At 59.5% G+C, this 25,772-nt stretch carries 24 protein-coding genes and 1 pseudogene; 4 read left to right on the top strand and 21 right to left on the bottom strand.

Features of this window, described 5'->3' with window-relative positions; genetic code table 11:
- Nucleotides 1-19 precede the first annotated feature (19 nt).
- From folE to UIA24_RS21085, 10 genes are all read right to left on the bottom strand, one after another.
- On the bottom strand, nt 20-580 hold the full coding sequence (gene folE / locus UIA24_RS21130) for a GTP cyclohydrolase I FolE (RefSeq protein ID WP_102051961.1): 561 nt from the start codon (nt 578-580) through the stop codon (nt 20-22).
- Nucleotides 577-1,056 (bottom strand): thiol-disulfide oxidoreductase DCC family protein, encoded by a 480-nt coding sequence (locus tag UIA24_RS21125; RefSeq protein WP_330523823.1) that lies wholly within the window; start codon nt 1,054-1,056, stop codon nt 577-579. The genes folE and UIA24_RS21125 overlap by 4 nt, the downstream gene beginning before the upstream one ends.
- 147 nt (nt 1,057-1,203) lie before the next feature.
- The gene (locus UIA24_RS21120; RefSeq protein WP_330523822.1) at nt 1,204-1,587 is read right to left on the bottom strand and encodes a VOC family protein; all 384 of its coding nucleotides are present in this window, start codon (nt 1,585-1,587) and stop codon (nt 1,204-1,206) included.
- A 180-nt stretch (nt 1,588-1,767) separates the two neighbouring features.
- Nucleotides 1,768-2,895: an FAD-binding oxidoreductase gene (locus tag UIA24_RS21115; protein ID WP_330523821.1), complete on the bottom strand. Its 1,128-nt coding sequence runs from the start codon at nt 2,893-2,895 to the stop codon at nt 1,768-1,770.
- 1 nt (nt 2,896) lies between these two features.
- Nucleotides 2,897-3,970 carry an aromatic ring-hydroxylating dioxygenase subunit alpha gene (locus tag UIA24_RS21110; RefSeq protein WP_330523820.1) on the bottom strand — a complete coding sequence of 358 codons (1,074 nt, stop codon included), beginning with the start codon at nt 3,968-3,970 and terminating at the stop codon, nt 2,897-2,899.
- A gap of 202 nt (nt 3,971-4,172) precedes the next feature.
- Complete coding sequence (locus UIA24_RS21105) at nt 4,173-5,294, bottom strand: DUF2817 domain-containing protein (RefSeq protein ID WP_330523819.1); 1,122 nt, start codon at nt 5,292-5,294, stop codon at nt 4,173-4,175.
- A 73-nt stretch (nt 5,295-5,367) separates the two neighbouring features.
- Nucleotides 5,368-6,135, bottom strand: coding sequence for an ABC transporter ATP-binding protein (locus tag UIA24_RS21100; protein ID WP_330523818.1), 768 nt, complete (start codon nt 6,133-6,135; stop codon nt 5,368-5,370).
- A gap of 30 nt (nt 6,136-6,165) precedes the next feature.
- Nucleotides 6,166-6,879: an ABC transporter permease gene (locus UIA24_RS21095; protein WP_065759652.1), complete on the bottom strand. Its 714-nt coding sequence runs from the start codon at nt 6,877-6,879 to the stop codon at nt 6,166-6,168.
- Complete coding sequence (locus tag UIA24_RS21090) at nt 6,876-7,565, bottom strand: ABC transporter permease (protein ID WP_065759651.1); 690 nt, start codon at nt 7,563-7,565, stop codon at nt 6,876-6,878. Before UIA24_RS21090 ends, UIA24_RS21095 begins: the two co-directional genes overlap by 4 nt.
- Before the next feature lie 132 nt (nt 7,566-7,697).
- Entirely contained in the window at nt 7,698-8,468 is a 771-nt protein-coding gene (locus tag UIA24_RS21085; RefSeq protein ID WP_099775215.1) for an ABC transporter substrate-binding protein, read from the bottom strand.
- 466 nt (nt 8,469-8,934) lie between these two features.
- Between UIA24_RS21085 and UIA24_RS21080 the strand changes: the two genes are divergently transcribed.
- Nucleotides 8,935-9,876, top strand: coding sequence for a LysR substrate-binding domain-containing protein (locus UIA24_RS21080; protein ID WP_330523817.1), 942 nt, complete (start codon nt 8,935-8,937; stop codon nt 9,874-9,876).
- A 26-nt stretch (nt 9,877-9,902) separates the two neighbouring features.
- On the opposite strand, the gene UIA24_RS21075 is transcribed toward UIA24_RS21080, so the two are convergent.
- Both UIA24_RS21075 and UIA24_RS21070 read right to left on the bottom strand, forming a co-directional pair.
- Nucleotides 9,903-10,121, bottom strand: a complete 219-nt coding sequence (locus tag UIA24_RS21075; RefSeq protein ID WP_099775213.1) for a hypothetical protein — start codon at nt 10,119-10,121, stop codon at nt 9,903-9,905.
- Nucleotides 10,122-10,478: 357 nt separating this feature from the next.
- Entirely contained in the window at nt 10,479-11,810 is a 1,332-nt protein-coding gene (locus UIA24_RS21070; RefSeq protein WP_099775212.1) for an OprD family porin, read from the bottom strand.
- A 451-nt stretch (nt 11,811-12,261) separates the two neighbouring features.
- Between UIA24_RS21070 and UIA24_RS21065 the strand changes: the two genes are divergently transcribed.
- Nucleotides 12,262-13,155 (top strand): methyl-accepting chemotaxis protein, encoded by an 894-nt coding sequence (locus tag UIA24_RS21065; protein WP_442963057.1) that lies wholly within the window; start codon nt 12,262-12,264, stop codon nt 13,153-13,155.
- An 81-nt stretch (nt 13,156-13,236) separates the two neighbouring features.
- Nucleotides 13,237-13,530 (top strand): hypothetical protein, encoded by a 294-nt coding sequence (locus UIA24_RS21060; protein ID WP_330523815.1) that lies wholly within the window; start codon nt 13,237-13,239, stop codon nt 13,528-13,530.
- A gap of 123 nt (nt 13,531-13,653) precedes the next feature.
- Here the strand turns inward: UIA24_RS21060 and UIA24_RS23400 are convergent, their stop codons facing one another.
- Both UIA24_RS23400 and UIA24_RS23395 read right to left on the bottom strand, forming a co-directional pair.
- Nucleotides 13,654-14,517: a methyl-accepting chemotaxis protein gene (locus UIA24_RS23400; protein WP_371917192.1), complete on the bottom strand. Its 864-nt coding sequence runs from the start codon at nt 14,515-14,517 to the stop codon at nt 13,654-13,656.
- A pseudogene (locus UIA24_RS23395) lies at nt 14,518-14,748 on the bottom strand (HAMP domain-containing protein); the annotation flags it as partial.
- A gap of 1,001 nt (nt 14,749-15,749) precedes the next feature.
- Between UIA24_RS23395 and UIA24_RS21050 the strand changes: the two are divergent.
- Nucleotides 15,750-17,915, top strand: coding sequence for a methyl-accepting chemotaxis protein (locus tag UIA24_RS21050; RefSeq protein WP_330523813.1), 2,166 nt, complete (start codon nt 15,750-15,752; stop codon nt 17,913-17,915).
- On the opposite strand, the gene UIA24_RS21045 is transcribed toward UIA24_RS21050, so the two are convergent.
- The 7 genes from UIA24_RS21045 to purU all read right to left on the bottom strand — a co-directional run bounded on the left by UIA24_RS21045 (nt 17,912) and on the right by purU (nt 25,614).
- The gene (locus UIA24_RS21045; RefSeq protein ID WP_330523812.1) at nt 17,912-18,721 is read right to left on the bottom strand and encodes an IclR family transcriptional regulator; all 810 of its coding nucleotides are present in this window, start codon (nt 18,719-18,721) and stop codon (nt 17,912-17,914) included. The two genes, UIA24_RS21050 and UIA24_RS21045, sit on opposite strands and share 4 nt — an antisense overlap.
- 90 nt (nt 18,722-18,811) lie before the next feature.
- On the bottom strand, nt 18,812-19,405 hold the full coding sequence (locus tag UIA24_RS21040) for a sarcosine oxidase subunit gamma (protein WP_102051944.1): 594 nt from the start codon (nt 19,403-19,405) through the stop codon (nt 18,812-18,814).
- Between the two features lie 3 nt (nt 19,406-19,408).
- Nucleotides 19,409-22,312 carry a 2Fe-2S iron-sulfur cluster-binding protein gene (locus tag UIA24_RS21035; RefSeq protein ID WP_330523811.1) on the bottom strand — a complete coding sequence of 968 codons (2,904 nt, stop codon included), beginning with the start codon at nt 22,310-22,312 and terminating at the stop codon, nt 19,409-19,411.
- Complete coding sequence (locus tag UIA24_RS21030; protein WP_330523810.1) at nt 22,309-22,614, bottom strand: sarcosine oxidase subunit delta; 306 nt, start codon at nt 22,612-22,614, stop codon at nt 22,309-22,311. Before UIA24_RS21030 ends, UIA24_RS21035 begins: the two co-directional genes overlap by 4 nt.
- A 14-nt stretch (nt 22,615-22,628) precedes the next feature.
- On the bottom strand, nt 22,629-23,870 hold the full coding sequence (locus UIA24_RS21025; RefSeq protein ID WP_099775209.1) for an FAD-dependent oxidoreductase: 1,242 nt from the start codon (nt 23,868-23,870) through the stop codon (nt 22,629-22,631).
- A complete protein-coding gene (folD, locus tag UIA24_RS21020) occupies nt 23,852-24,751 on the bottom strand; it encodes a bifunctional methylenetetrahydrofolate dehydrogenase/methenyltetrahydrofolate cyclohydrolase FolD (RefSeq protein ID WP_099775208.1) in 900 nt (299 codons plus the stop codon). Before folD ends, UIA24_RS21025 begins: the two co-directional genes overlap by 19 nt.
- A complete protein-coding gene (gene purU, locus UIA24_RS21015) occupies nt 24,748-25,614 on the bottom strand; it encodes a formyltetrahydrofolate deformylase (protein WP_102051941.1) in 867 nt (288 codons plus the stop codon). Before purU ends, folD begins: the two co-directional genes overlap by 4 nt.
- Nucleotides 25,615-25,772 lie beyond the last annotated feature (158 nt).

The raw sequence follows: 25,772 nt of genomic DNA, 5'->3' as shown, positions 1-25,772 counted from the left end.
TCTTGCACCGGTCCTGGCATCAGCTGCGCCGCCCAATCAGTTGCAGGAACTCGTGACGCGTGGTGCACGACTCGCGGAAGGCTCCCAGCATCACGGATGAGGTCATTACCGAGTTTTGCTTCTCCACACCGCGCATCATCATGCACATGTGCTTGGCTTCGATGACCACGGCCACACCCGCGGCATCGGTGACGCGCTGGATGGCGTCGGCAATTTGTTTTGTGAGGTTTTCCTGTATCTGCAGGCGACGGGCGAACATATCGACCACGCGGGCAACCTTCGACAGCCCTAACACTCGCCCGGTAGGGATGTAGGCCACATGCGCCTTGCCGATGAAGGGCAGCATGTGGTGCTCGCACAATGAGTACAGTTCGATGTCACGTACGACGACCATCTCATCGTTGTCCGACTCGAACAGGGCACCATTAACCACTTCCTCCAGGTTCAGGGTGTAGCCATTGCACAGGTACTGCATTGCTTTGGCGGCGCGTTTGGGGGTGTCCAGTAACCCTTCACGTTCAGGATTCTCGCCGACGCCGGAGAGAATTTCACGGTAGTGCTCGGCTAATGACAGGTTCATTTTGACTCCTTGCAGCCATGTGTTGTTTGAAGGGTATGCGGGTTGCCTGGCGCGGATGCCGACTTCGGCAGCGTACAGTGGTTGTCACGACAGCGACGGCTGCCATCGGGATGAGGTAACCAGGCCAAATGGGGGCGTAAGTGGCAGAACAGGCGATAGCCGATGGCAAACAGTGGCCGCAGGGGGCGCCAAGTCAGTGGTGCGGCCCACGCACCCAGGCCTGCTGCTCGCCAGCTCCAGAGGGTGGCGTCCAGGCCCGTAACCCATTGACCATTGGCAAAGCGCGCATGCAGGACTGATTGCATGCGCTCAAGGGTGAAACCCAGTGCAGGCGCATCGAAGTCGTCGCTGCTGATATCAACCAGTAGCAGCCGGGCGTCTGTAGCACGTCGGCGCAGGAGCTTGATTTCCCGAGCGCAGAGCGGGCAGTCACCGTCGAAGTAAAGCGTCAGGGGCCATTGCTCTATCTTGTACACGACTAATAGCCTTGTATAGGTTTTGTATAAGATAGGTCGAAAAATGCGGCGTTACAATGGCTTTGTTTTTTGCCGTCACATCAATCGTCATGGCCCATAACGAAAAATGCCCGAAGCAGTGCTTCGGGCATTTGATACGGCTGTTGATCAAGCCGGTTTGAAGCAGTAAACGGCTAGTTTGTTGCCATCGAGATCACGGACATAGGCGGCGTAGGCATTGGGTGCCCAATTGCGCGGGCCCGGCTTGCCTTCGTCTTGACCGCCGGATGCCAGGGCGGCCGCATGGAAGGCGTCGATCGCTGCACGACTCGGTGCTTCAAAGCTGATGGTGACGCCGTTGCCGACGGTGGCTGGCTTGCCGTCGGCGGGTTTCAGGACGAAAAAGGCCGGGGAATTTTCGCCCCAGATCGAGCCATTGTCGCCCAGGTCGGCGATACGCTTGAGGCCTAGTTCACCCAGTGCCTTGTCGTAAAAGCCGCGGGCTTTGTTCAGGTCGTTCGTGCCAACGGTGACGTGTGTGAAGATGCTCATCTTTGGGTTCTCTTGGGTTTGTACAATAGGGTCAGGGGCGTGCGGGGCCAGGGGAGTGCTTCCCCAAGGGGTTGTCGCCAAGCTTGCTGGTTCGCGCTCCATCATGCACGCGTGATATCGCCGATGCACTCGAAAGCGTAGCCCACGCGATTCTCCGCCAACCAGTGGTGGGTGTTGATCCTACGCGCGCAGTTCTATGGTCAGTGCACTCGTTGGGCGTGTGCAGCAGAGCAGGATGTTGCCGTTGATGGGGGCATCCAGCGGTTCTTCGAAGTACTCGACAGTACCTTCCCTGAGGCCGACCTGGCAGCTGTTGCACAGGCCTGCCCGGCAGTTGAACGAGGGCGTCAGGCCGGCCTGCTCGGCGAGGTCAAGCAGTGAGTGACAGCCCTGTTGCCAGTCCACGCGGGTGCCAGATGGCAAAAAATGCACAGTCAAGGCGTTGTCTGTCGCTGTGGGTGGGCTGCTGATGGCTGGCGTCACGGACGCTGGGGCTCGCTCCTGATCGTTCTCAAGAACCGTTGCCGGGCCGAAAAACTCATAGTGAATACGCTGGCGGTCGATTCCCAGGTCGCGCAGCAGGCGCCAGTTCGCCTGCATGAACGGTGGTGGACCGCACAGGTAGACCTCGTAGTCGTCCAATGGCAGTAGCGCTTGCAGGGTTTCCCGGTTGATCAGGCCCTGGCTGTGGTACGCCGGGTTGGCCTGATCGTCGACGCTCGGGCTGCGGTAGCAGAAATGCACATTGATCCCGGGGCGCCGATCGGCCAACTGGCGTACTTCATCATGGAACGCATGTACGGCGCCGTTCTCGCAGGCATGGATAAAGTGCACGGTGCGGGTCGAATGGCGGCTTAGCTGATGGAGCATGCTCAGCATGGGGGTCAGGCCCACACCACCGCTTAACAGCACTACAGGGCGTGTGCTTTTTTCGTCGAGGACGAACTCGCCGGCAGGCCCGGCGACCTCGAGCAGATCACCGACCTGCACCTGATCGTGCAGGTAGTTGGAGCCTTGCCCGGGTGGCAGTTGTGGTTGGTCTGCGGGTGCGGGCTCGCGCTTGACGGATATGCGCAGGTGCGACAGGTCGTTACGGTCGCCTGAGAGGCTGTAGTTGCGCAGCAGTGTGGCGCCGTTGCCCGTGGGCAGGCGAACCACCAGGAATTGCCCCGGCACGAAGGGCGGGCACGCGCCATGATCTGCCGCCAGCACGAACGAGGTAATGACCGCACTTTCCTGTTTCTTTTCGATCACCCGCAAGGCCCTGAAGCCTTGCGCGCTGAGTGTCGTCTTCGGTTGAGTGCTCATCTCACGCCTCCGTCTTGTCGTGCTCGGCCTGCGCTTGGCTGCGGGCGATCAGGCCATTACGTTGTTCGATGGCGATCAACTGCTCCAGGTTGCGGCGAAAGCGCAGCGGGCCTGAGTCGGAGGCCAGGTCGATGTTGGGGCTGCGCTTGTTGGCCATGCCTTGATGGACGGCGCTGAGCACGACACGGTCTTCGGCGAAGGCGTGACGCACGTCTTCATCGAACTGTCGGGAGACGTCCTGGTTCTCGGGGTCGAAATTGCGTACCTGGAACCAGTAGTAACGGGTGTTCTCCTCGTCGATGGGGGTCATGAAGTTGTAGGAGTTCATCAGGAACACCTGCTCGTGCAGTTCGCCCTCGTCGCTGCCCGTGCCGGCCGGGGTGAATATCGCCTTGATAACGGCCTGGGCGGGGTAGTGCACTTCGTAGTGCTGTTTGCGGTCGCAGTTGCCAGTGAACTTGACGAACTTGGCGTAGAAAGGCGCCACTTCCACATCGCGCATCCAACGCGAAACGATCACGCCGGTATCGGTTACCCGCGTTTGCAGGGGCTCTTGGGCGCACGCTGCATTGCCAAAGGACGACTGATGTACCCAGGCGACATGGGAAGGGTCGAGCAGGTTATCGGTCACGTACAGGTAGTTGCACGGCACGACCATACTGTCGCCACGGTTGAGCCCCCATGCCGGATCACCCCATTCCGGGACTTCACAGATCTTCGCTTCGTCGGCCAGTTCGGGATCGCCCATCCAGATCCAGATCAGGCCGTAGCGCATGGCAAGGGGGTAGCTGCGAACCTTGGCACCCTGAGGGATGTGTCGGCTGCCGGGGGCACGGACACAGCTGCCGGAACAGTCGAAGGTCAGGCCGTGGTAGCCGCACTCGATGTCATCGCCCTGGCGACGCCCCATGGACAACGGCAGCTTGCGGTGGGGGCAGGCGTCTTCAAGGGCCACCGGGGTGCCGTCGGTCTTGCGGTAAAGCAGCACAGGCTCACTGAGCAGGGTGACGGGGTACAGTGCTTCGCCCAACTCGGCTTCACTGGCGGCTACGTACCAAGCGTTGCGCAAAAACATGGGGTCTCTCCTTATTGTTCTGGTTTTCACCCTGTGCGGCAGGGCGAGGCTTTCGGCGAAGCCAGAATACGAGGCACTGATAAGCTCAGAATAGATGCTTAAAACTGTTTATTGATTTAGAAAAACTAAATCGTTTTTTGCAGGCAAACCAAAGCGACGCTATGTTGAGCGTCGCTTTGTACAAGGGTGTCAGGCGCTGTGTTTAGCGACGGGCGGCAGGGTGAATCTTGGGTAACGCACTCAAGGCTCGTTCCCAGATATGTTGGGTGCGCAGCCAGACGACGGCGTGCCAGTCAGGGTCCGCCGGGTAGAACTGCTCGACCAGTTCCCGTTTGATGTGTGCCGCGACCTTATCGTCCAGGTCTCCATGCAGGTGCAGCCACTGGTCGTTGCGCAACACGGTGTGAACCTGCTCGCCCGGGTAGGTGCCGCATTCAATGACGAATGGCATCAGGTGTACGTGGGGCAGGGCATTGAGGATCGCCTGTGAGGTGTAGCCGGTAGCTGTTGCCGCTACGCCGGTGTCGCTGTGGCTGCCGGCTCCGGTCATCAACGTGTACAGCCATGGGCCATAGAGGGTCTGGGCATCGTGCAGTGCCGGGTAGGCAGACTGGGCAATGGTCATCAGCATCGGGTGCCCGTAGTCGCCGGCTCCGGTGTGCAGGTCAAAGCACATGGCAACCTCGCTGTGAGTCAGATGGGTTTGCAAGATCGTGTGCAGGGTGGTGTTCGACCACGCGGGAGACTGGCCGCCATAGAACAGGCCATCGGGATGACGGTACTGGCCGGCCTCGACAATCGACATCACGGTTGACCAGCCTTCGGCGCGAATTCGCTGGTTGAGCAGCGCGTCAGCCTGCTCCCGTAGCGGACCGTGCAGTTGGGCGCAGGTGTAGATAGGGTGCAACGCTTCGTAGGCCTGGTTGTCTGGTAGTGCCTGAGAGAAGTCCAGTTGGTTGCGATTGAGGTCGATGTTGTCTTCGTTGACCCGACGCATCCAGGCGGTGCCCCAGGGGTTGATCAGGTGGATCATCAGTACCGCGACATCCGCAGGCAGGGGCGTGTTGCCGAGTGCGTGCAACCATTTGATCTGGCAGTCGGAACCATAGAACCCTTCAACGCCGTGAGTGCCGCTGAGCGCAACCAGCACCCGTTTGGCCTGGGGATCACCGAGCAGGGCAACGTCGGTGCTCAGCGTCTCGCCAAAGGGGCCGCGCAAGGGGTGGCGGTATTCGCTCAGGCATGCGCCGGCAGCGTTGGCCGCCGCTAGAAACTGTTCACGTTGCTGGGCGAAACCGGGATGTTTGGGGAAACCTGCGAGCATGGTGGCCTCGTATCGATAGGCCGGCCCCGGGCATCCAGAGGTTGCCCGGTGGCCAGCAGGGGAATGTGCCGACTTACTTCAAGCGCCCGGAGAGGAACTGAGTAAGGCGTTCGCTTTTCGGATGGTTCAATACCTCGCCGGGTGGGCCTTCTTCTTCAACGCGGCCCTGGTGCAGGAACATGACATGGTTGGAGACGTTGCGGGCAAAGCCCATTTCATGGGTGACCACGACCATGGTGCGGCCTTCCTCGGCCAAGGCCTGCATCACTTTCAGAACTTCGCCGACCAGTTCCGGGTCCAGGGCGGAGGTCGGCTCGTCGAACAGCATCACCTCCGGTTCCATTGCCAGTGCCCGTGCGATGGCCACGCGTTGTTGCTGCCCGCCAGAGAGGTGCGAGGGGTATTTGCTTGCCACGCTTGCATCCAGCCCGACCTTGTTCAGGTAGTGGCGTGCCCGCTGCTCGGCGTCCTTGCGCTTCACGCCGAGGACGTGGACCGGCGCTTCGACGATGTTCTCCAGCACCGTCATGTGTTGCCACAGGTTGAAATGCTGGAACACCATCGACAGTTTGGTACGGATTTTCTGCAACTGGCGAGGGTCGGCAATCTGCATGGCTCCGTTGATATCCAGCTTGGTGCGGATCTCTTCGTTGTTTACGGCAATACGTCCGCTGCACGGTTGTTCAAGGAAGTTGATGCAGCGCAGAAAGGTGCTTTTGCCTGACCCGCTCGAGCCAATGATGCTGATGACATCGCCCGCTTTGGCGCTGAGCGATACCCCTTTGAGGACTTCATGGGAGCCGTATTTTTTATGCAGTTCATCTACGTTCAGCTTGTACATGTTCGATGCTCTCTTATTACTTACGGCGGGTCAGTGAGTCTGTGGCTTCAAGAAGGCTAGCCAGCGCATTTCGCAACGTCGGAACAGCCAGACCAGGGCAAACACCATCAGGGCATACAGCACGGCTGCAATGCCGAATGCCTCGAACGAGGAGTAGGTTTCCGAGTTCACGTCGCGGGCAATCTTGAGCAGGTCGGGCACAGTGGCGGTGAACGCCAGGGTGGTGGAGTGCAGCATCAGGATCACTTCATTGCTGTAGTACGGCAGTGCGCGTCGCAGTGCCGAAGGCAGAATGATCCGACGGTACAGGGTGAACGGCGACATGCCATAGGCCCGCCCGGCTTCGATCTCGCCATATGGGGTGGCACGAATGGCGCCCGCGAATATTTCCGTGGTGTAGGCGCAGGTATTGAGGGCAAAGGCCAGCAAGGTGCAGTTGATCCCTTCGCGGAAGAAGGCATCCAGCACCGGCTGCTCGCGGACCATCTGCAGGCTGTAGATACCGGAGTAGAGAATCAGCAGCTGGATGTACAGCGGCGTTCCTCGAAACACATAGGTGTAGAACCAGACCGGCCCACGGATGAGAGGGTTTCTCGACACCCGTGCCACAGACAAGGGCACCGAGAGGAGGCCGCCGAGGGCAATGGCAACGACCAGCAGCCACAGGGTCATGGCGACGCCAGAGAGCTGATAACCATCGAACCAGAGGTAGGCTTTCCAGTAGTCCTTCATGATCTCGGTCATAGTGCGGCTCCCTTGACGCCGATGTTGTAGCGGCGCTCCAGCCATAGCAGCAGGCCGTTCGAGACGGTGGTGATGGCAAGGTAGATCAGTGCACCGATGATGCTGAAGAAGAACAGTTGCATTGAGTTCTTGCCGGCATCCTGTGTCACTTTGACGATATCGATCAGGCCGATGATCGAGACCAGGGCGGTCGCCTTGATCAGTACCTGCCAGTTGTTGCCGATGCCCGGCAATGCAAACCGCATCATTTGTGGAAACAACACCCGGATAAAGATCTGCCGACGGCTCATGCCATAGGCAACGGCTGCTTCCAGTTGACCGGCAGGTACGGACTGGAATGCACCGCGAAAGGTCTCGGTAAAGTAGGCACCATAGATGAAGCCCAGGGTGATAACGCCGGCAACGAACGGGTTGATATCGATCTGCTCGACCTGCATCCATTCCGTGAAGTTGTTCAGCCAGATTTGCAGGCTGTAGAACAACAGCAACATGATGACCAGGTCAGGGACACTGCGGATCAAGGTGGTATAGCCGGTTGCCAGGTTACGTAACAGCCGCTGTTTGGACAGCTTTGCCGAGGCACCGGCCAGGCCGATCGTCACGGCTACCAGCATTGAGAGCAATGCCAGTTGGATGGTCGCAAAGGTACCGTCGAGAATGAGCGAACCATAGCCCTGTAAAAGCATGTTCTGTCTCTCCGTAGGCAATGGGGGGCCGTGGGCCGTCCATTGCGAGGCTTGAGTGTTCGGGGAGGGGCTGTGTATCTACAGCGCGCTCAAGCGCTGGATAGCAGGCGATTGAGCGCGCTGTAGCCGTCTTCAGTTATAGATGTCGAAGCTGAAGTACTTCTTCTGAATGGTGTCGTAGGTACCGTTCTTGTGCATTTCTGCCAGGGCACCGTTGATGGCCTCGATCAGCTCATGGTCATCCTTGCGCAGGCCGATCGCGATCCCTTCGCCCAGCAGTTCGTCGTGCTTGACGGCATCGCCTGCGAACGCAAAACCGGTGTTCCTCGGTGTTTGCAGAAAGCCGATATCGGCCACGGCCGCATCGGTCAGGCTGGCATCGATCCGCCCGCTGACCAGGTCTGGATACAGCACGTCCTGGTTCTGGTACGAGACCATGATCACCCCGTGTGGTGCCCACATGGCCTTGACGAAGGCTTCCTGGGTGGTGCCTTGTGCAACCCCGACACGTTTACCCTTGAGCGACTCGACCGTTGGCAGCAGGCCGCTGTCCTTTTTCGCGATCAGGCGATTGGGCGAGTTGTAGAGGCGGTCGGAGAAGGCGACATTCTGTTTGCGTTTCTCGTTGACCGTCATGGCCGACAGCACGCCGTCGAACTTCTTCGCCCTGAGCGCAGGAATGATGCTGTCGAATGCCGTTTCGACCCAGACACATTTGGCCTTGAGCTGAGCGCAAATGGCGTTGCCCAGATCAATGTCGAAGCCAACCAGCTCGCCGTCAGCGTTTTTCGACTCAAAAGGCGCAAACGTCGGGTCTACGCCAAAGCGAATAACGCTCAGGTCCTTGGCGAGGACGCCGGTGGAAGCCAGTGCAAGGACAGTGGCAAGGACAAATTTTCTCATTGTTGTTTTCCTTTGTCTGTTACAGGGGGCGGAGGGTACGTGGCTAAAGCACAGATACATCATGATATGCATGTACTTGTATATACATGAATAGCAATATGCAGGCCAAACTGCGCCCGCGCAGGTGCAAGGCTCTGTTCCAAGGGGTTTGAGCGCTGGAGGGTAATCCGAGGGGTGGGGCGGTGCGCGGTTTCGTTACGCATTGTTACGTCGGGCTTTTTTTTGTTCCCGTTGGAACACGCTGAAGCCCGTGGGGTATCCCATCGGTTAGGCGAGTAACGCGCGACGCTCTGGGTAGTGCGTATAGACATGGTGCTCTCCTTGTTTTTGCTTTTTTGTTAGGGGAAGGGGAGGCAGTGCCAAGGCCAGCATACGAGAGTCTGAATTTGCGAAAAGATGCTGAAAGCTGTTGCTTTGTATAGCTGGGCTAAAGTATCAAGCCGTCAACACCCTTTAGGAGAGACTGATGAACAGCTTGCCTTCTCTGCGCGCCTTACAGGTTTTTGAAGCGGTCGGGCGCTACGGGGGCATTATCGAGGCCGCCAGGCGTCTGGGGATTTCTGCCGGTGCGGTCAGCCAGCAAATGAAACTGCTGGAAGACAGCCTGGGTCTGAGCCTGACCTTCAAGGTGGGCAAGCGTATCCGGTTGACCGCGGCGGGGCAGCGTTACCATGAGAGCTGTGCGTCGGCATTCGAAAGCCTGCGCATTGCCCAGGTAGAGGTCGAACGCTCGAAAAACGCTAGCAACTTGCGCATCAGCGCGCTGCCGTCGTTGCTTTCCGAGTGGCTGGCACCGCTTATTTACGCGTGGCAGAGCGATCACCCGGGGCTCAACCTGTTTCTCGACGGCAGCCATGCCGAGCCCTCGCCTGATGGCTACGAAGTCGACTTCCGGCTCACGTACGGTGATCTTGAGTCGACCGAAAATGCCATTGAGTTGTTTCGCGATTGTGTCGTTCCGGTGTGTAGCCCCGGCCTGATTCAAGATGATCGGCCACTGGATACCCCGGCCGATCTGTTGGCCTACCCGTTATTGTCGATTGACTGGCTACCAAAGTTCGCTTCGCCGCCGTCATGGCGCGACTGGTTTATGGCTCAGGCGGTCGATTGCTCGTCGTTGCGTGACGGCTACCGTGTTTACTCATTGTCATCAATGGCGATTCAGGCCGCATTGTCGGGGCAGGGCGTAGTACTGGCTCAATGTTCGATGATCGCCGGTGCGCTGGCGGACGGGCGCTTGATCATGCCCTTTGCACACGCATTGCCGATGCCCTCATCGTATTTGCTGGTGGGTGCCAAGGGCGCATTCGACAATGCCCACTGCCGTGACTTCCATCGTTGGCTGGTAGCGCGAGGACGGGAGCAAATGTTCATTAACCAACAGTTGCTGGCCGGTTCCGCTCCATAAACCGAGGTGGCGTTGCTTCGGTGCTGCTACGCCTTGAAACACGTATCAAGCCAATGATCCAGCTCACTGACGGTGTAATGGGTCCACTCGGTGATTTGCTCCAATCGCATCGCAACGCGAAGCCTGTTTTCGTTGGTCAGGGCGTAGCCGCGTGTCCGCAGGAACTGATCGACGTAGTCCTCAATGTCCAGTATTTCGTTGTCAGCAGACAGCACCGCCTGCATTTTTTCAAAGTGCTGCCGCATTGCGCCACTGTCCCAACTCAATCTGCTCACCCTGCTCAGTATGGAGGTATTTAGTCATCTCTCCCTTACAGTGTAGGCGTGTGTCAAATTTATGGCAAAAAAATAGAGTTGTTGCTCGCTATGCTGGGTTGTTGACGCTGATCAGTTTAGCGAACAGGAGTGATCGATATCTTGTACGTTTGTGCCCAGTAATGCGCGATCAAGCACCGCCCGCGCGCAGGCGGGTAAGTGCTGTGAGATGCAGGGTTGACTGCGAGGGTATCGGTAGGGTGTTGCCGGGGATGCGGTGGTTGTATCCGGCCGGATGGGGTTCCTGCACCGGAAGAAACCACCGCGTTACGCCTGCTGGTGCAGCGGTTACAGGATCGAGATCGGGTAGTCGATGATCAGGCGCATTTCATTGTTGTCGCTCTCGGCCTGGTCGGCGTTGGCATAGTGGAACGACTGACGCAGGCGGAACGACAGGTCTTTGACCGGCCCGCTCTGGATGGTGTACTTGGCTTCCACATCGGTTTCGTGGTGCTTGCCGTTGTCACCATAGCCATAGGCACGGTAGGCGCTGTCTGCCGCCATGTGCGAGCCGTCGATGTTGTCACCGTTGATGTAACGGGCCATGAAGCTCAGGCCGGGCACGCCAAGGGTGTCCATTTTCAGGTCGTAGCGTACTTGCCATGAGCGCTCGCCAGGGCCGTTGAAGTCCGAATACTGGACCGAGTTGGCGAGGAAGATCGAGTCACCAGCAGCCCCCCCGCCGTTATCGCCAAACCCGACATAGTCAAATGGGGTATCGCCATCGACTTTCTGAAAGGCCAAGGTAACGGTGTGGGCGGTGAGGAAGGTGTAGGCCGCCGAGGCCGACCAGGTGGTGTTGTTGATCGAGCCGGCCTTGGCACTGCCTTCATCCAGTGTGCGGTAGAGGCTGAAGTCCAGTGCCACGGACTGGCTGCTGGAGATCGGCAACTGATAGTTCAAGTCACCATAGTACTGGCGCCATATATCCTTGAACTGCGAGGCGTACAGCATCAGGCCGAGGTTGTCGTTCAGTGCATAGCGTCCGCCGAGGTAATCGACGTCGCTGGTCTCGACGTTGGCATAGGTGGCCCACAGGCCGCCGCTGGAACTGGTGGTGGCATTGGAGGTGCCAGCGTAGAAATGCCCGGCTTCCAGATCAAGGTTCTGGATTTCGCTGCTCATCAGCGAGAAGCCGGTGGCAGTCTGTGGCAACAGTCGGGTACCACCTGCGGCGAACACAGGGGCGGTGGGTTGCATCTGGCCAAACTTCAGCTCGGTCTTGGAGACGCGCATCTTGAGCGCGCCACCGGCGCGGCCGAACTCGTCTTCAGGGCTGCCGTCGCGGTTAACCGGCAGGTTGCCGGTTCCGGTCTGGCCTGAGCTGCCGTCAAGTTTGATCCCCCAGTAGCCGAAGGCATCGACACCAAAACCGACGGTGCCCTGGGTGTAGCCGGAGCTGAAGTTGGCCATGAACCCCTGGGTCCAGTCGCGGCGTGTGTCACTGCCGTTCTTGCCATCGCGATCGAAGTACATGTTGCGTAGCAGCACCTTGAGGCTGCTGTCTTCGACAATGCCTTTGGCTTCGGCCTGGTCGCTAACGAAGGGTGCTGCGTTGGCCAGTGGTACCAGCCCACCGGACACGGCCAATAGCAGTACGCCATTTTTCAGGTGATTCATCTTTCGGTCGCCCCTCTGCACAAAATGTCTGACAGACACTCGGTTTGAGATTGTTATGAATGGTCTTGTGGAAATGGCAGACAAGTACGCCGCGTTTGGCCCTGGAAGGCGCGTTGGCGTTGAAACATTGTTCTTCTTTTCGTCCGTGTGCACGGATCTTCCGGCATCTTGCCGAAAATGAACGTTTTCTGAATACCGAGGTTTTGTAAAAGACTATTCCCTGTTGAGTAACAGTCCGTCATGACGATGATACTTTTCAGGTATGGCGCCAGACCCACCTAATATTGGACTGCCACTACTTGCAGCCTCTATCGTGGGATAAAGAACAATAAGAGCGCCCTATGATTTCGATACCTTCTTCCCGATGGACGCTTGACGGGGTTCCACCTGCGCTATCGGTAACGCCATCTGCCTGTTTCACACCCTGCAGTGCCCACTCAAACCGCTGGTCATGGAGTCGGTCACGATGAGTCGTGGATTTCTCGCCGGTATCCTGCAACTGACAGGTGTGTTGATCGCAACAGCGTTACTGGTGTCAGAGGTGCAGCAGGCTGCCCTTGGCAGCGTGGCGTTACTGTGCTTTGTGTGTGCAGGGCTGCTGTATCACTTTCGCCCGGCGACGGTGATTGAGGTGCCGGTTGAATGCATGCCGAGCGGTGTGGCAGCGGTTGTGCCTGAGCCTGCGCCTGTGGTTTCGACAACCGAAGTAATTGCCCCCTTGTGGAGCGACGGCAGGCTGCAGAAGACGCTGAAAAAGCTTGATGACGCCATCATCCAGACCGAGGCCGACATGCAGTTCGCCGACCAGCTGGCGCGTGCTGCTGGTGCGCATGTGCGTTCAAGTGCCGAGAGTATCCAGGCGTCCTCGCACATCCTCTGTGAGCTCGACACGTCGATGAGCACGATCGCCCATACCTTTAATGAACTGGGTGCGCAGTCTGTGCGCATTGGCGCGTTGGTCGGCAGCATTCAGGATATCGCTCGGCAAACCAACCTGCTGGCACTGAACGCGGCGATCGAGGCCGCACGTGCGGGTGACCATGGACGCGGTTTTGCGGTGGTAGCCGATGAGGTTCGGAACCTGTCTCGTCGTGTCGCGGACTCCAGCGCCCAGATTCAAACCATTGCAGGCGAACTGCAACAATCGGCGGGTGACGCCCGAGCCGGAATTGAGGGGCTTGGTGCTTCAACACGTTCAGGCATGGAGCAAGCCAGCGTCGCGTTGCGCGCCATGGACGAGATACGCGGCGCCGCAGAGCAACGCATGCAGATCGTCGAACGGGTCATGGTGGGCTTGAGTGGGCAGCGGCAACTGTCCGGGGCAGCCCAGAGTTTGATCGAGTAAGCCGACCTTGCCGTCATGCGGATGCCGTGGGCTAGTCTGTTCATAGACGTCACGGCATAGCGCCGGTCCGAGGAGGCAACTATGAAGCGAGTACTGTTGAGCCTTGCCCTGTTCGCGATGGTCGGGTTCGTGAAAGCCGAAATTCCATTGGTGGATGCCACCTGCCCAGGGGGTATTGATGTTCACGCTGATGAAGGCGGGCCGATCTACATCAATGGCGAAGAGGGCAGACTGAAGACGTTGAATGAAAATAGCTATGAAGCCACTGGCCAAGGTATCACCATCTCGTTGAGCATCGACCGCGATGGCACACCTTCAGTCTCGTACAGCAGCAAGGACGGGGCGAAAGGGGTCTGCGAGCTGACAGAAGATTGAGGCGGCCAGATTGACCTTGACTGCACACAGGGTGGGCGACCGGGCACTGTTGCGCTCGGCGATCACCCTGTGCCAACGAGCCACTTGACGTCATTCATGTAGCCGCATCGGTGGCGCCTAGGGCTAGGTATCAAACCTGGCGACCACCGCACTCAACTCTGCTGCCAGACGCGACAGTTCATTGCTCGCCGCGTTGGTTTGCGAAGCCCCCGCCGCTGACTGCATTGACAGGTTACGAATGTTCAACAGGTTGCTATCGACCTCCCGGGCCACCTGCGATTGTTCCTGTGCCGCGCTGGCAATCACCAGGTTGCGTTCATTGATTTCGCCAATCGCCGTGTAGATGGATTCCAGCACTTCGCCGCATGCCTGGGTGATGGACAGGTTGGCCTGAGCTTTCTCGGTGCTTGAGCGCATTGACTGTACGGCAGTCTCGGTGCCGCTTTGCACGTTGCTGATCATCTGCTCGATCTCGCGTGTCGACTCCTGGGTGCGATAGGCGAGGGTACGGACTTCATCGGCTACCACTGCAAAGCCCCGCCCGGCTTCACCCGCCCGTGCGGCTTCGATTGCCGCGTTGAGTGCGAGCAGGTTGGTTTGCTCGGAGATACTGCGAATCACGTCCAGTACCTTGCCAATCTCCAGAATCTGGCCCGCAAGCTTTTGGATGTGCCCGGCGCTTTGCCTGATGTCGTCGGCCATGGCCTGGGTGCCGTCGATTGTGCCTCGTACCTGCTGTCGGCTTTGGGCGGAGAGACTATTGGAGTGGGTGGCGGCCTCGGAGGTCGATACCGCATTGCGGGCGACTTCTTCCACTGCGGTCGTCATTTCGGTCACCGCGGTAGCGGCTTGCTCCAGTTCGTGATCCTGCTGCTGCAAACCTCGGTTGGTTTCTTCGGTGACGGCATTGAGTTGTGTCGCGGCGGCGGCGAGTTGCGCTGCCGAGGTGCTGATCTGAATGATGGTATGGCGCTGGCTCTCCTGCATGCGTTGCAGTTCGCTGAACAACAGGCCGATCTCGTTCTGGCTGTCGACCTCAATGGGTTCGCGCAGGTTGCCATTGGCAATACGTTTGAAATGCTGGCCTGCACGCTCCAGCGGGCTCAAGACGCGGCCTGCGATAAACACCCAACAAAGCACCGCGAGCAGCACGGTCAGGGCCACCAGTACCCCGGCGGTGATCTGCGCGTGCTTGAGTTTCACGCCGGCCTCGGCCATCAGCGCCTCACTGCGGCTGTTCAGCGACTGCATCATGCTTGTGCGCTGTTCCTGCAGTTTGCCCATGGCTGTTGAAGCCTCTGCGTTGACGCGGAAATAACCCGCCAGATCATTCGCCCGGGCCGCTGCGCGCTGCCCCTCGATGGCCTTGCCGTACTCGCTGAACGAGGCTTCAAGCTGCAGGCCCAGGGCCCTGTCCGCGGGGGTTAACAGGGTGGACGAAAAATTGTCGATCTTTTCCAGGGCGGAACGCCAGATATCCTCTGAGCGGACGAGCCGAGCTTTGGCAGCGTCCTTTTGCCCGCCGATGTCTTCAATGAACGCTGAGGACACGTTGGCACTCGCACGGATGGCCAGCAGCAAGGCGTTGTTGAGCCTGTCGGCCTGCAGCGCAGTGCTGTGCAGCTCCCTGATATGGGCGTCGCTTCGTTCGGCTGCTCGCCACGCGTTGACAGTAGAGAACAGCAGCGCCAGAACAAACAGCAGCAGTACCCAGCACATTCCGGTACGGATTTTAAGATGACGAAACATGGCGATCGCTCCAAAGATCGAAGGAATTTCAGCGGATGCTTCGGCCATCCCGGGCGGGAAGTGGCGCGTCTGGATTGTTGTTATCAGAGTGATCCGCTGCTTCTGTATCTCTGGGCGGGCTGTTGATCTTGAGCGTGTAAAACGGGATTTGTGCGATTATCGAACGCTGATGGCGTCGACTCGCCTCTCTCAGGATTTCATATGCCCCGTGAGTGAGCGCGGAGCGCTTTACGCACCGTTTTGATGCGCGAAGGTCCTCCCTCGACGCTGCGCGTCGAGTGCCGGGTGAAGGCTATTGGCTATTATTTTTTTCGAAAAATTACGCTGTAAATTTTATATTTTTTGGGGGATATGCACGTATAGATGCCACAAATCGACAGTTTCTTTCAGGTTTGATCGTTAGCATGCTTTCAACATGGCGTGGTAATTGCTTCCAGGTTCGATGCCCAATGTCGCAGCTGGAGAAGTGAATGTCGCTATCAAGCAATTCCATGCAGTTATCCTCCGCCGAAAAACGCTGGTTGCCCTGGTTTGGCAAGACCGGAAAACTGGCCATGAAGTGGTCTTGCCGTCTCAATCGATCGGCTTACCCGGTGATTGAGCAGACATTCGAAGCCATCGCCGAAACCCGGGTGAAGCTGCTGCAGAACTGGGCGCGGGAGCAGTGGGACCATTTGGCTGAACTGGCGGCTACCTTGAGCCGCGACGGTGGCCAGCCTGGCCCGGGCGTGTTGCTGGAGAAGCTGGCCCAGGCTGAAGACTTTTCCGAACTGTTTGTCGTCGACCCCAGTGGTGCGGTGATTGCCTCGACCTGGAATGGCCATGCCGGGCGGTCTCCGTGCAATGCCAAGGCCCTTGCCGCCGGGTTGCAGGCAGCGTTCCTGCACGGCCCCTACAGCGACCCACTGACGTTGCAGATTGGCCCTTCATCGTCGCGTTTTCATGACGAAGTCACGCTGATGTTCTATCAACCCCTGAAGGTCGACGGCAAAGTACTCGGCTGCCTCTGTGGACGGGTTCCGAACGATGTATTGGGTGATTTGATCCAGCGTGAGGCCGGGCACATTTTTGCCGAGTCAGGGGACAACTACCTGTTCATGGTGCAGTCGCGCTTCGATCCGGCAATCCAGCCGGGGGTCGCCTTGTCACGCTCGCGCTTCGAAGACGGTACCTTTACCCACGGCGAAAACCTCAAGAGCGGCGTGCATACGCCCTGGAAGACTGTTCAGGTGCAGCGTCACACTGAACTGGAACTGCGCTTCACTGATCCGTCGACCCAGGAGCTGCACCCTGGTGTGCGCGAAACCATCCGCACCGGCGCCAATCTGTTTGTCGCCTATCCCGGCTACTCCGACTACCGGCACATTCCCGTGGTAGGCAAGGGCGTTACCTTCCAGTTGCCCGGTTCACCGGACCGTTGGGGGATGATGTGCGAGGCTGACCTGGAAGAAGTCTACCGTCGCCGCTCGCTGAGTTACGGGCTGATGAAGCCTTACCTGGCAACCATGGCGGGCCTGTTTGGCTGCAACTACCTGATCCAGCATTACAGCGGTCTTTCCCAGGGCCTGATTGACCTCTGCGAGATGTCGAGCATGTTGGCTGCGGCGTTGTTGTTCCGTTCGTTGGGCCCCAGGCGCCTGGCGGCACGTTTGAATGAAATGACCGGCGTCATCAGAACCATCGCCGAAGGCGAGGGCAACCTGCGCCAGCGCCTCGACTCGTCGCGCATGGCCAACGATGAGACCGGTGACATGGGGCGCTGGATCAACAGTTTCATCGACCATCTGGACGCCGTCGTCGGGCAGGTGATCAAGGCCAGCCACAGTGTCGGCAAGACCAATCAGATGATGCTGGGGCGTAGCCAGGCGGCCAGTCTCACCTCTGAAGAAGTTGCCCAGGCGGTGCACAGCATGATGATCATCGTCGAAGACCAGTTGGGTGAGATCCAGCAGGCTTCGGCCAGTGCCGAGCAGATGAAACAGGCCATGGATGAAGTGGTCACCCGCGCCCGAGAGCAGTTTCTGGAGGTTCAGAAGGGCACTCAGTCGATTCGCAATGTCGTCGAGCGCTCGTCCTCTAGCGTCCAGTTGCTCGACAGCCGCATGGGTGAGATTGGCACCATCACCGGACTGATCAGCGATATCACCAACCAGACCAACCTATTGGCGCTGAACGCGGCGATCGAGGCGGCGCGCGCCGGTGAGCATGGCCGCGGATTTGCCGTGGTCGCCGATGAAGTTCGCACCTTGGCGTCACGTACCTCGAAGGCAGCCGACGATATCCGGCAGATGGTCGAAGGGCTGCAACGCGAAACGCAGCAGGCGGTTGGTTTTATGGAGGACGGGGTCAAGGATGTCGACAACAGCCTGCGCCTGGCTGAAGAGGCGTCTTCGGAAAACGTGCAACTGCACCAGGCCGTGGAAAACATGTTCGCGATCATTCAGCAACTGAATCAGCGCAGCCTGGACTACGGCAAGACCATCAAGCAGGTCGATCAGTCGTCTGCGCAAATGCGCCAGACCGTCACCGTCCTGCAGACCAGCGCGGAAACCGTCAGGCTCGATGCCAACAAGCTGCAGAAGCTGGTAGGGCTGTTTGAGGTGAGTAGCAATGCCCGGCAACGGGATGCGGCCTAGCGCGTGCCCGTTGTGCCGATACCTTGCGGGGTGTTTGCCTTGCGATAGCCGAGCTCTTCGCTGATCTTCAGTGCGCAGTGCATCAGCAACTCGGTGAAGCGTGCCTGCGTGCCGTCCGGGTCCATGATCGCATCGGGGCCGGACAGGTTGATTGCTGCGCTGATACGCCCGGTGTGATCGCGTACGCCGGTGGCGATAGCCGTCGAATAGTCCGAGCGATGCACGACCCATTGCCGCTCGCGGTCCACGGCTGTGAGCTGTTCCAGTTCCGGCAGGGTACGCGGCGCTGGTGCCGGGTAGTCATCAAGGCGCACATGCTGGTACAGCAGGCGCAGTTGCGCGGTGCTCAGGTCGCTTAGCAGCACGCGACCCATCGCGGTGCAATGGCAGGCGATACGTGTGCCAATCGGGATGTTCACTGACAAGCGTTGGGCGGCAAAGGCTCGGTAGAGGTACAGGCTGTCGGTGCCTTCCCGGGTGCTCAAGTGGCATGACAGGGACGTGCTGTCACGCAGTGCATTGAGGTGCGGCATGGCGATTTCGACAATGTCGCGGCTGGCCAGGTAGCTGAACCCCGTGGAGATGACCTGGGCGCCCAGTTCATAGTGATTGTTGTACTTTTTCAGGTAGCCCATGTCGGTTAGCGTGTAGAGGATGCGGTAGATTGCCGAATTGCTTACGCCAAGCTGTTCGGCAATGTCGTTGATACCCAGCGAGCGGGTGTGAGCGTCGAACAACCCCAGCACACTGAGCCCACGTTGCAGCGCTGGTACGCTGTAGTCGGTTTCCTTTTCAAGGCTTGGCATCATCAGCTCCAGTGGTGTTGCGCGTCGGGTAGCCGGGTCGGCCAGCGGTGGCGACCCGGGCGTTGTACCTCGTTCAAGCCCGTGTGCGGCTTAATCCATCAACACTTCAGGCGCCAGCAAGGCACCGTTGAACTCACTCATGGCGTCCAGCACGGCATCTTTGAAGTAGGCCAGCGAGGCGCGATCGCACAGCAGTTGGAAACAGGGCAGGCCGACGGGGCCCAGGTTGATCACGATGACGTTGATCCGCGCCGCCGAGGTCTGCGCCACTGCACCGACGGGAAACACCTCGGGCCGCAGGTCGACCCCGCAGAGCTTGGCCATGACCTCGCTGATGCAGGCGCCGCTCAGTTGCAGCCAGGCGTGGCTGTCCTGGCGTGGCAGCAGGTAGTTGGCGTTGTGGTCCAGCTCCCAGCTGACTTCTTCATCGGCAATGCGTTGACCCTGATCGGCCAGGCCACCGAGCAGCAGGTACTCGGTCTGGGACAGGCGCGCGACCTGGCTGCCGTCGGCCTGGAGGACGGCGCGGTTGGGCGCTTCTGGCAACTCGAAACCGCGTACACGCAAGTAGTCGGCGCTGTGCGTGCCACGAAAGCCGATTCGGGGCAGCGCGGTCAGGTCAATCAAGGCGCACTGCTGCAGGGCGCCAACATCGAGTAAGGGCTGTGCGTGCAGGTTAGACATGGCTCAGAGCTCCTGGCGCTGGTTGGCGGGGTCGAAGAACGGCAACTGCACCACTGTGGCTTGAACCACTAGGCCGCCGTCGACGCGGATGGGAATCTGTTGCCCTGGTGTGCTTTGCTCGGGTGCGGCATAGGCCAGGCCGATGATCTGCCCCAGGGTCTGCGAGTGTTCGCACGAGGTGACGTTGCCGCTGATGTCGGGGCCGTTCAGTACCAAGTGGCCTTCCAGTGGTTTAGGGCTGCCCTTGGGTAGAGTGAAACCGACCAGTTTGCGTTTTGCCGGTTGTGCTTGAAGGATGTCCAGTGAACGGCGGCCCACGAAGAATGGCTTGGTTCGGTTGATCGCCCAACCCATGTCGATCTCGTCGGGATGGGTCATGCCGTCGGTGTCCTGGCTGATGATCACATGGCCTTTTTCCAGGCGCAGCAGGCGTTGTGCCTCGACGCCGAAGGGACGGATGTCGTAGTCCTTGCCGGCATTCATCAGAGCCTGCCAGAGGGCCGCGCCATGGCGCGACGGCACGTGAATCTCGTAGCCCAGTTCACCGACGAAGCCGACCCGCAGCACGCGGGCCTTGATGCCGGCGACCGTGCCCTGGCGCACCCCCAGGTAAGGGAAGCCCGTGCTGGACAGGTCAATGTCGGTGCAGAGCGTTTGCAATACCTTGCGCGCATCCGGCCCAGCCAGGTTCACGGCCGACAGGGCTGCAGTGACGTTGGCAATATCGACGTTCAGGCGCCATTGGGCGTTCCACTTGAGCATCTGCTGGTAGATGCGATCGACGCCGCTGGTGGTGGCGGTGACGTAGAAGTGCTGCTCGGCAAAGCGTGCGCAGACACCATCGTCAATCACCACCCCTTGCTCGTTGGTCATCAGCGCATAGCGTGAGCGGCCCACCGGTTGCTTGAGGAAGGCAAAGGTGTAGAGGCGGTTGAGCAACTCGCCGGCGTCCGGCCCGCGCACATCCAGGCCACCGAGCGTGGACACATCGATCAGGCCGACTTTGGTGCGTACGTGCAGTGCCTCTTCCTGCATGCACCGCTCGCGTTCGCTGGCCTTGCCGTAGTAGGCAGGGCGTTGCCAGATGCCGGCAGGCATCATCTTCGCGCCGGCAGCCAGATGTTGTGCGTGCATGGGCGTTTGCCTGAAGGGGTCGAACGCCCGTCCGGCGACGTGGGCCAGTTTTTCTGCCTCGAAGGGTGGGCGGGCAGTGGTTATTCCGGTTTCACTGATGCTGCGCTGTGTCGAAGCCGCGACCAGGCGAGCCGTGGGCAACGCCGAGTGACGGCCCTGGGACGGGCCCATGCCGACGGTGGAGTAACGTTTGACCAGTTGGATATCGCGGTAGCCGATCCGGGTTGCGTTGATGATGTCATTGACCTGCAGGTCTTCGTCGAAATCGACAAAGTCCTTGCCCTTGGGATGAGGGAAGATCGGCCAAGGGAAGTTGACCCGCGCTTCGACCTTGAACGATTGCTGCGCCGGGTAGGGTAATGCCAACGCAGCCAGGGCCGTGGCGGTGGCATTGGTGGCATCGGCCAGGACGTTGTCCAGGGTATGCCGGCCATTGGCGGAACCCGCTACGCCGAGGTTGTTCGGCAGGCCGCTCAAGGTGAACTCTGCCGATGCGTCGTTGTAGGCCAGTTTGCCGCCAGCCTGACAAAGCAACTGATACACCGGCATGTAGCCGCCGGACATGCACAGCAGGTCGCAGTCCAGGGTCAAGGCCTGGCTGGCCACCTGGCCCTGGCCGGTGATACTGCGCAGTTCGACGCCAGTAATGTGGCGCATGCCTTTGCTGTGCAGGGCTTCGTAGACGGTCGTGGCAAGGTGGCAGCGGATACTGCGTTGCTCCAGCGCGACCAGCAGATCGCGATTGCCCGGACCACTTCGCAGGTCCACCAGTGCGGCAACTTCAACGCCTTGCTCATACAGGTCGAGGGCGGCCAGGTAGCCGTCGTCGTTGCCGGTGAGCACCACGGCGCGTTTGCCGGGTTTCACGGCATACAGTTTCATCAGGCGCTGGGCTGCACTGGTCAGCATTACACCCGGCAGGTCGTTGTTGCGGAAGATGACGGGCTGGTCGAATGAGCCGCTGCAGATCAGGCACTGGCTGGCGCGGACCTTGTACAGGCGCTTGCCTTGAATCACGGGCAGATAGTTGTCGGCAAACCAGCCGTTGCAGGTGGCCTGGGTAAGGATGCGGATGTTGGCATGCTGTTGGACCGCCTCGATCAACTGGTTGCGCAGGGTGTTGGCGCGTCGGTTGTCGATGTCGAAACGGGCATAGTTCAGCGAGCCGCCGAGAATCGATTGTTGTTCAACCAGCAACACCTTGGCACCGGCATTGGCGGCGGTCAGGGCGGCTTGCAGGCCGGCCGGGCCTGCACCGATCACCGCAAGGTCGGCGAACAGGTAGGCCTTGTCGTAGTACTCGGGCTTGAAGTCGAGGTCGAGTACGCCAAGGCCGGCCTTTTTGCGGATGATCGGCTCCCAGATTTTCCACATGCCCTTGGGCTTGTAGAACGAACGGTAGTAGAACCCCACCGGCATGAACCTGGAGAACTTGCCCAGGTAGGCGTCCTTGTCGTGCTCCAGCGAGCCGTTGAAGTTTTGCCCGCTGGCTTCAAGGCCTTGCGTCAACGGCTGGCAGTCGGCCAGGACATTGGGTTCGTGGGGCAACTGGATCAGGCTGTTGGCATCTTGCCCGGCCATGCTCAGTGGGCCGCGTGGGCGGTGGTACTTGAACGAGCGTGACAGCAGAAAACGGCCGTTGGCGAGCAAGGCGCTGGCGATGCTGTCACCCTGCAGGCCCTGATAGGCGGTGCCATCAAAGCTGAAGGTGAGCGGCTGATTGCGATCGATCAGCAGGCCCATGGGGGCTGGAAGGCGATTGGGGAGGCTCATCCTGCGATCTCCTGCGGTTGCGCGGCAGTGAACTCAACCCGCGTGCTGAACAGTTCCCGTGGGTCGAAGGTCCGGATGATCTCGTCAGTGACGGTGTGGCGTTCAGCCAGGAACCAGTAGCTGGAGGGGCTGTGCATCCACCATTCGCGAACCACGCCGAGGGTGTCTTCGCTGTTGAAGACATAGGCCGCCCATTCACTGTCGCTGCAGGTGCTTGGGTTCGGCATTGGCTTGAACTCGCCACCGTAGGTGAACTCGCTGATGTTGCGAGGCCCATTGAGCGGGCAAATCATGACTTTCATCTCACGCTCTCCTGTTAGTGGCTGGCTGCCGTGGCGCCCATTTCGTTGACTTGGGCAAAGGTCGAGAAACGCTCCAGGCTGAACGGTTTGATCAGGTCCGGTACCTTGCCGCCACTGGCGACCAGCTCGGCCATGGTCTTGCCGCAGATGGGCGTGGACTTGAAACCCCAGGTGCCCCAGCCGGCGTCCAAGTAATAGTTCTTCACCGGGGACAACCCCATGATCGGGCTGTAGTCCGGGGTCATGTCGGTGATTCCGGCCCATTGGCGCATCAGTTTGGCGTTGGCCAGGAACGGGAACATTTCGATGGCGTGGGCCAGCAGGCTTTCCTTGAGGTCGAGCGTCGAGCGGGTGTTGAACAGGGGATAAGGGTCCGAGCCACCCCCAAACACCACTTCGCCACGACCGGTCTGCTGCACGTAGCAGTGCAGGGCCGAAGAGCTCACCAACGGATCAAGGAAGGGCTTGAACGGCTGAGTGACCATCGCTTGCAGGGGAAAGGTCTGGATGGGCGAGCGAATACCGGCCTTTTTCATCATCTGCGAGCTCATGCCCGCCACGGCTTGCACGACGCAGCCACAGCGCACCGTGCCGCGGTTGGTTTTCACCGCGCTGATCGTGCCGTTTTCGATGACCAGTTCCTGGACTTCGGTCAACTGATGGATTTCCACTCCCCGTTTGGCTGCCTGTTTGGCGTAGCCCCAGGCCACCGCATCGTGACGCGCTGTCGCACCGTCGATGTGCCAGAGGCCGGCCAGTACCGGCAGGTGCCCTGGGTCCAGGTTCAAGGTAGGCACCAGTTCGCGGATCTGCTGGCGATCAATCATTTCGGTTCGCCCGCCGAAGTGCTTGTTCACCTCGGCACGCTGGCGGAATGCACGCACGGTGGCGTCGGTGTGGGCCAGGGTCAGTTGGCCGCGTTCCGAATACATGATGTTGAAGTCAAATTCGTTGGACAGGCCCTGGAACATCTTGACCGACTCGGCGTAGAACTTGACGCCCTCGCTGGTCAGGTAGTTGGAGCGAATCACGGCGGTGTTGCGAGCGGTGTTGCCACCGCCCAGGTATGACTTTTCCAGTACGGCAATGTTGTTGATGCCGTGGTATCGGGAAAGGTAATACGCCGTTGCCAGTCCATGACCGCCGCCGCCGATGATGACCACGTCGTAGGCAGGCTTGAGGGCTTTTGGGGCCGGCAAGTCGACCTCCACCGGGTACTCCGAACTCAGCCCGTATTTCAGTAGGTTGAAAGGCATACGGCCTCCGACTGGCTGCGTTGGGCTTGCTGCCGGGCAGCGATCACGGTGTTTTTCATCAAGAAGGCGATGGTCATTGGGCCCACACCGCCAGGCACCGGCGTAATCGCTGCAACCTTGGGCAGGGCACTGTCAAAATCGACATCGCCGACCAGTCGGCTGCGACCGTTGTCATCAATGCGGTTGATGCCGACATCGATGACCACGGCGCCCTCCTTGAGCCACGAACCATCGATGAGCCGTGGTCGCCCGACGGCGGCGATGACAATGTCGGCGAGCTGGCACAAGGCTTTGGCGTCGGCACTGCGCGAGTGAACCACGGTCACCGAGCAATGGGCCTTGAGCAGCAGGGCGGCCATGGGCTTGCCGACGATGTTCGAGCGACCGATTACCACGGCGTGTTTGCCACTCAGGTCGCCAAGGACCTGCTCAAGCAGGTACAGGCAGCCGCTGGGCGTGCAAGGTGTCAGCACGTCGCGGCCCTGGCTCAGGCCACCGACGTTCTCGCTGTGAAAGCCGTCGACGTCCTTGCTCGGCGCAATGGCTTGCAGGGCCCGGGTTTCCTCGATGTGTGGCGGCAATGGCAGTTGCAGGAGCAAACCATGTACCTGCGGGTCGTCGTTGAGCTTGCCGATCAATGCCAACAGCTCGGTTTCGCCGGTGGTCGCGGGTAGTCGGTACTCCAGCGAGCGGATACCGGCTTCCTCTGCCCGCAGGATTTTGTTGCGTACATAGACTTGGCTGGCCGGGTCCTCGCCTACCAGGATCACCGCCAGTGCAGGTTCAATACCGTCGGCTTTCAGCGTTCGGACGTCTTCGCGCACCTGTTGCAGCACCTGTGCGGCAGCGGCCTTGCCATCAATCAGTTTCAGCGGGCTCATCGGAAGATCACCGTTCTGTCGTTGTTAAGGAAAACCCGGTGTTCCAGGTGGTATTTCACCGCCTTGGAGAGGGCGACGGTTTCGGTGTCCCGTCCGGTGGCAACCAGATCGTCCGGCTGGTAGACATGGTCGACCCGCTGGACCTCCTGCTCGATGATCGGGCCTTCATCCAGATCGCTGGTGACGTAGTGGGCGGTTGCACCGATCAGCTTTACCCCGCGTTGGTAGGCCTGGTGGTAAGGCTTGGCACCCTTGAAGCCGGGCAGGAACGAGTGGTGGATATTGATTGCCCGGCCCGACAGTTGCCGGCACAGGTCGTCGGAGAGGACCTGCATGTAGCGGGCGAGTACCACCAGATCGGTACGGGTTTCATCAATGACCTTCATCAACTCGGCTTCCTGCTGCGCCTTGGTGTCCTTGGTCACTGGCAGGTAGATGAAGCGAATGCCTTCTCGTTCGGCCATCGGGCGCAGGTCCAGATGGTTCGAGACGATGGCCGTGATGGTCATGTCCATCTCGCCCTTGTGGTAGCGGTAGAGCAGGTCGGTCAGGCAATGGTCGAATTTGCTGACCATCAGCAGCACCCGCATGGGCTCACGGCTATCGAAGAGCTCCCAGTGCATGTCGAAGCCATCGGCGACGGCCTGGAACGCGTGCTTGAGCTGGTCAATGTCGCCGTCGTGGCCGTCGTTGAAGCGAAACACCGCCCGCATGAAGAATTTGCCGCTGAACTCATCGTCAAACTGTGCCATTTCTCCGATGTAGCAGCCGTTTTCCGCGAGGTAGGAGGTAACGGCGGCGACGATGCCTGACGTCGCCGGGCAGCTGATCTTGAGAATGAACGGGTTCTTTTCGTGTTGCATGGCTGGTCCTCGGAAAGATGGCGGCAGGTCATCGCAGAGCGGAAAAGTTCATCGGTGAAATCGTTTTTTGCGGGCCAATAAAAATCACCCTTGGGAATAAAATATTCCTGTGGGTGCTTTTATAGGTGAAGGAGGGCCGTAGCGTCCAGTGGTTTCTG

This window comes from Pseudomonas sp. AL 58 (assembly GCF_036348395.1).
GTDB classification, from domain to species: Bacteria; Pseudomonadota; Gammaproteobacteria; order Pseudomonadales; family Pseudomonadaceae; genus Aquipseudomonas; species Aquipseudomonas defluvii.
The sequence above is the reverse complement of the archived record's forward strand: the minus strand, read 5'-3'. Positions and strand labels throughout refer to the sequence as shown.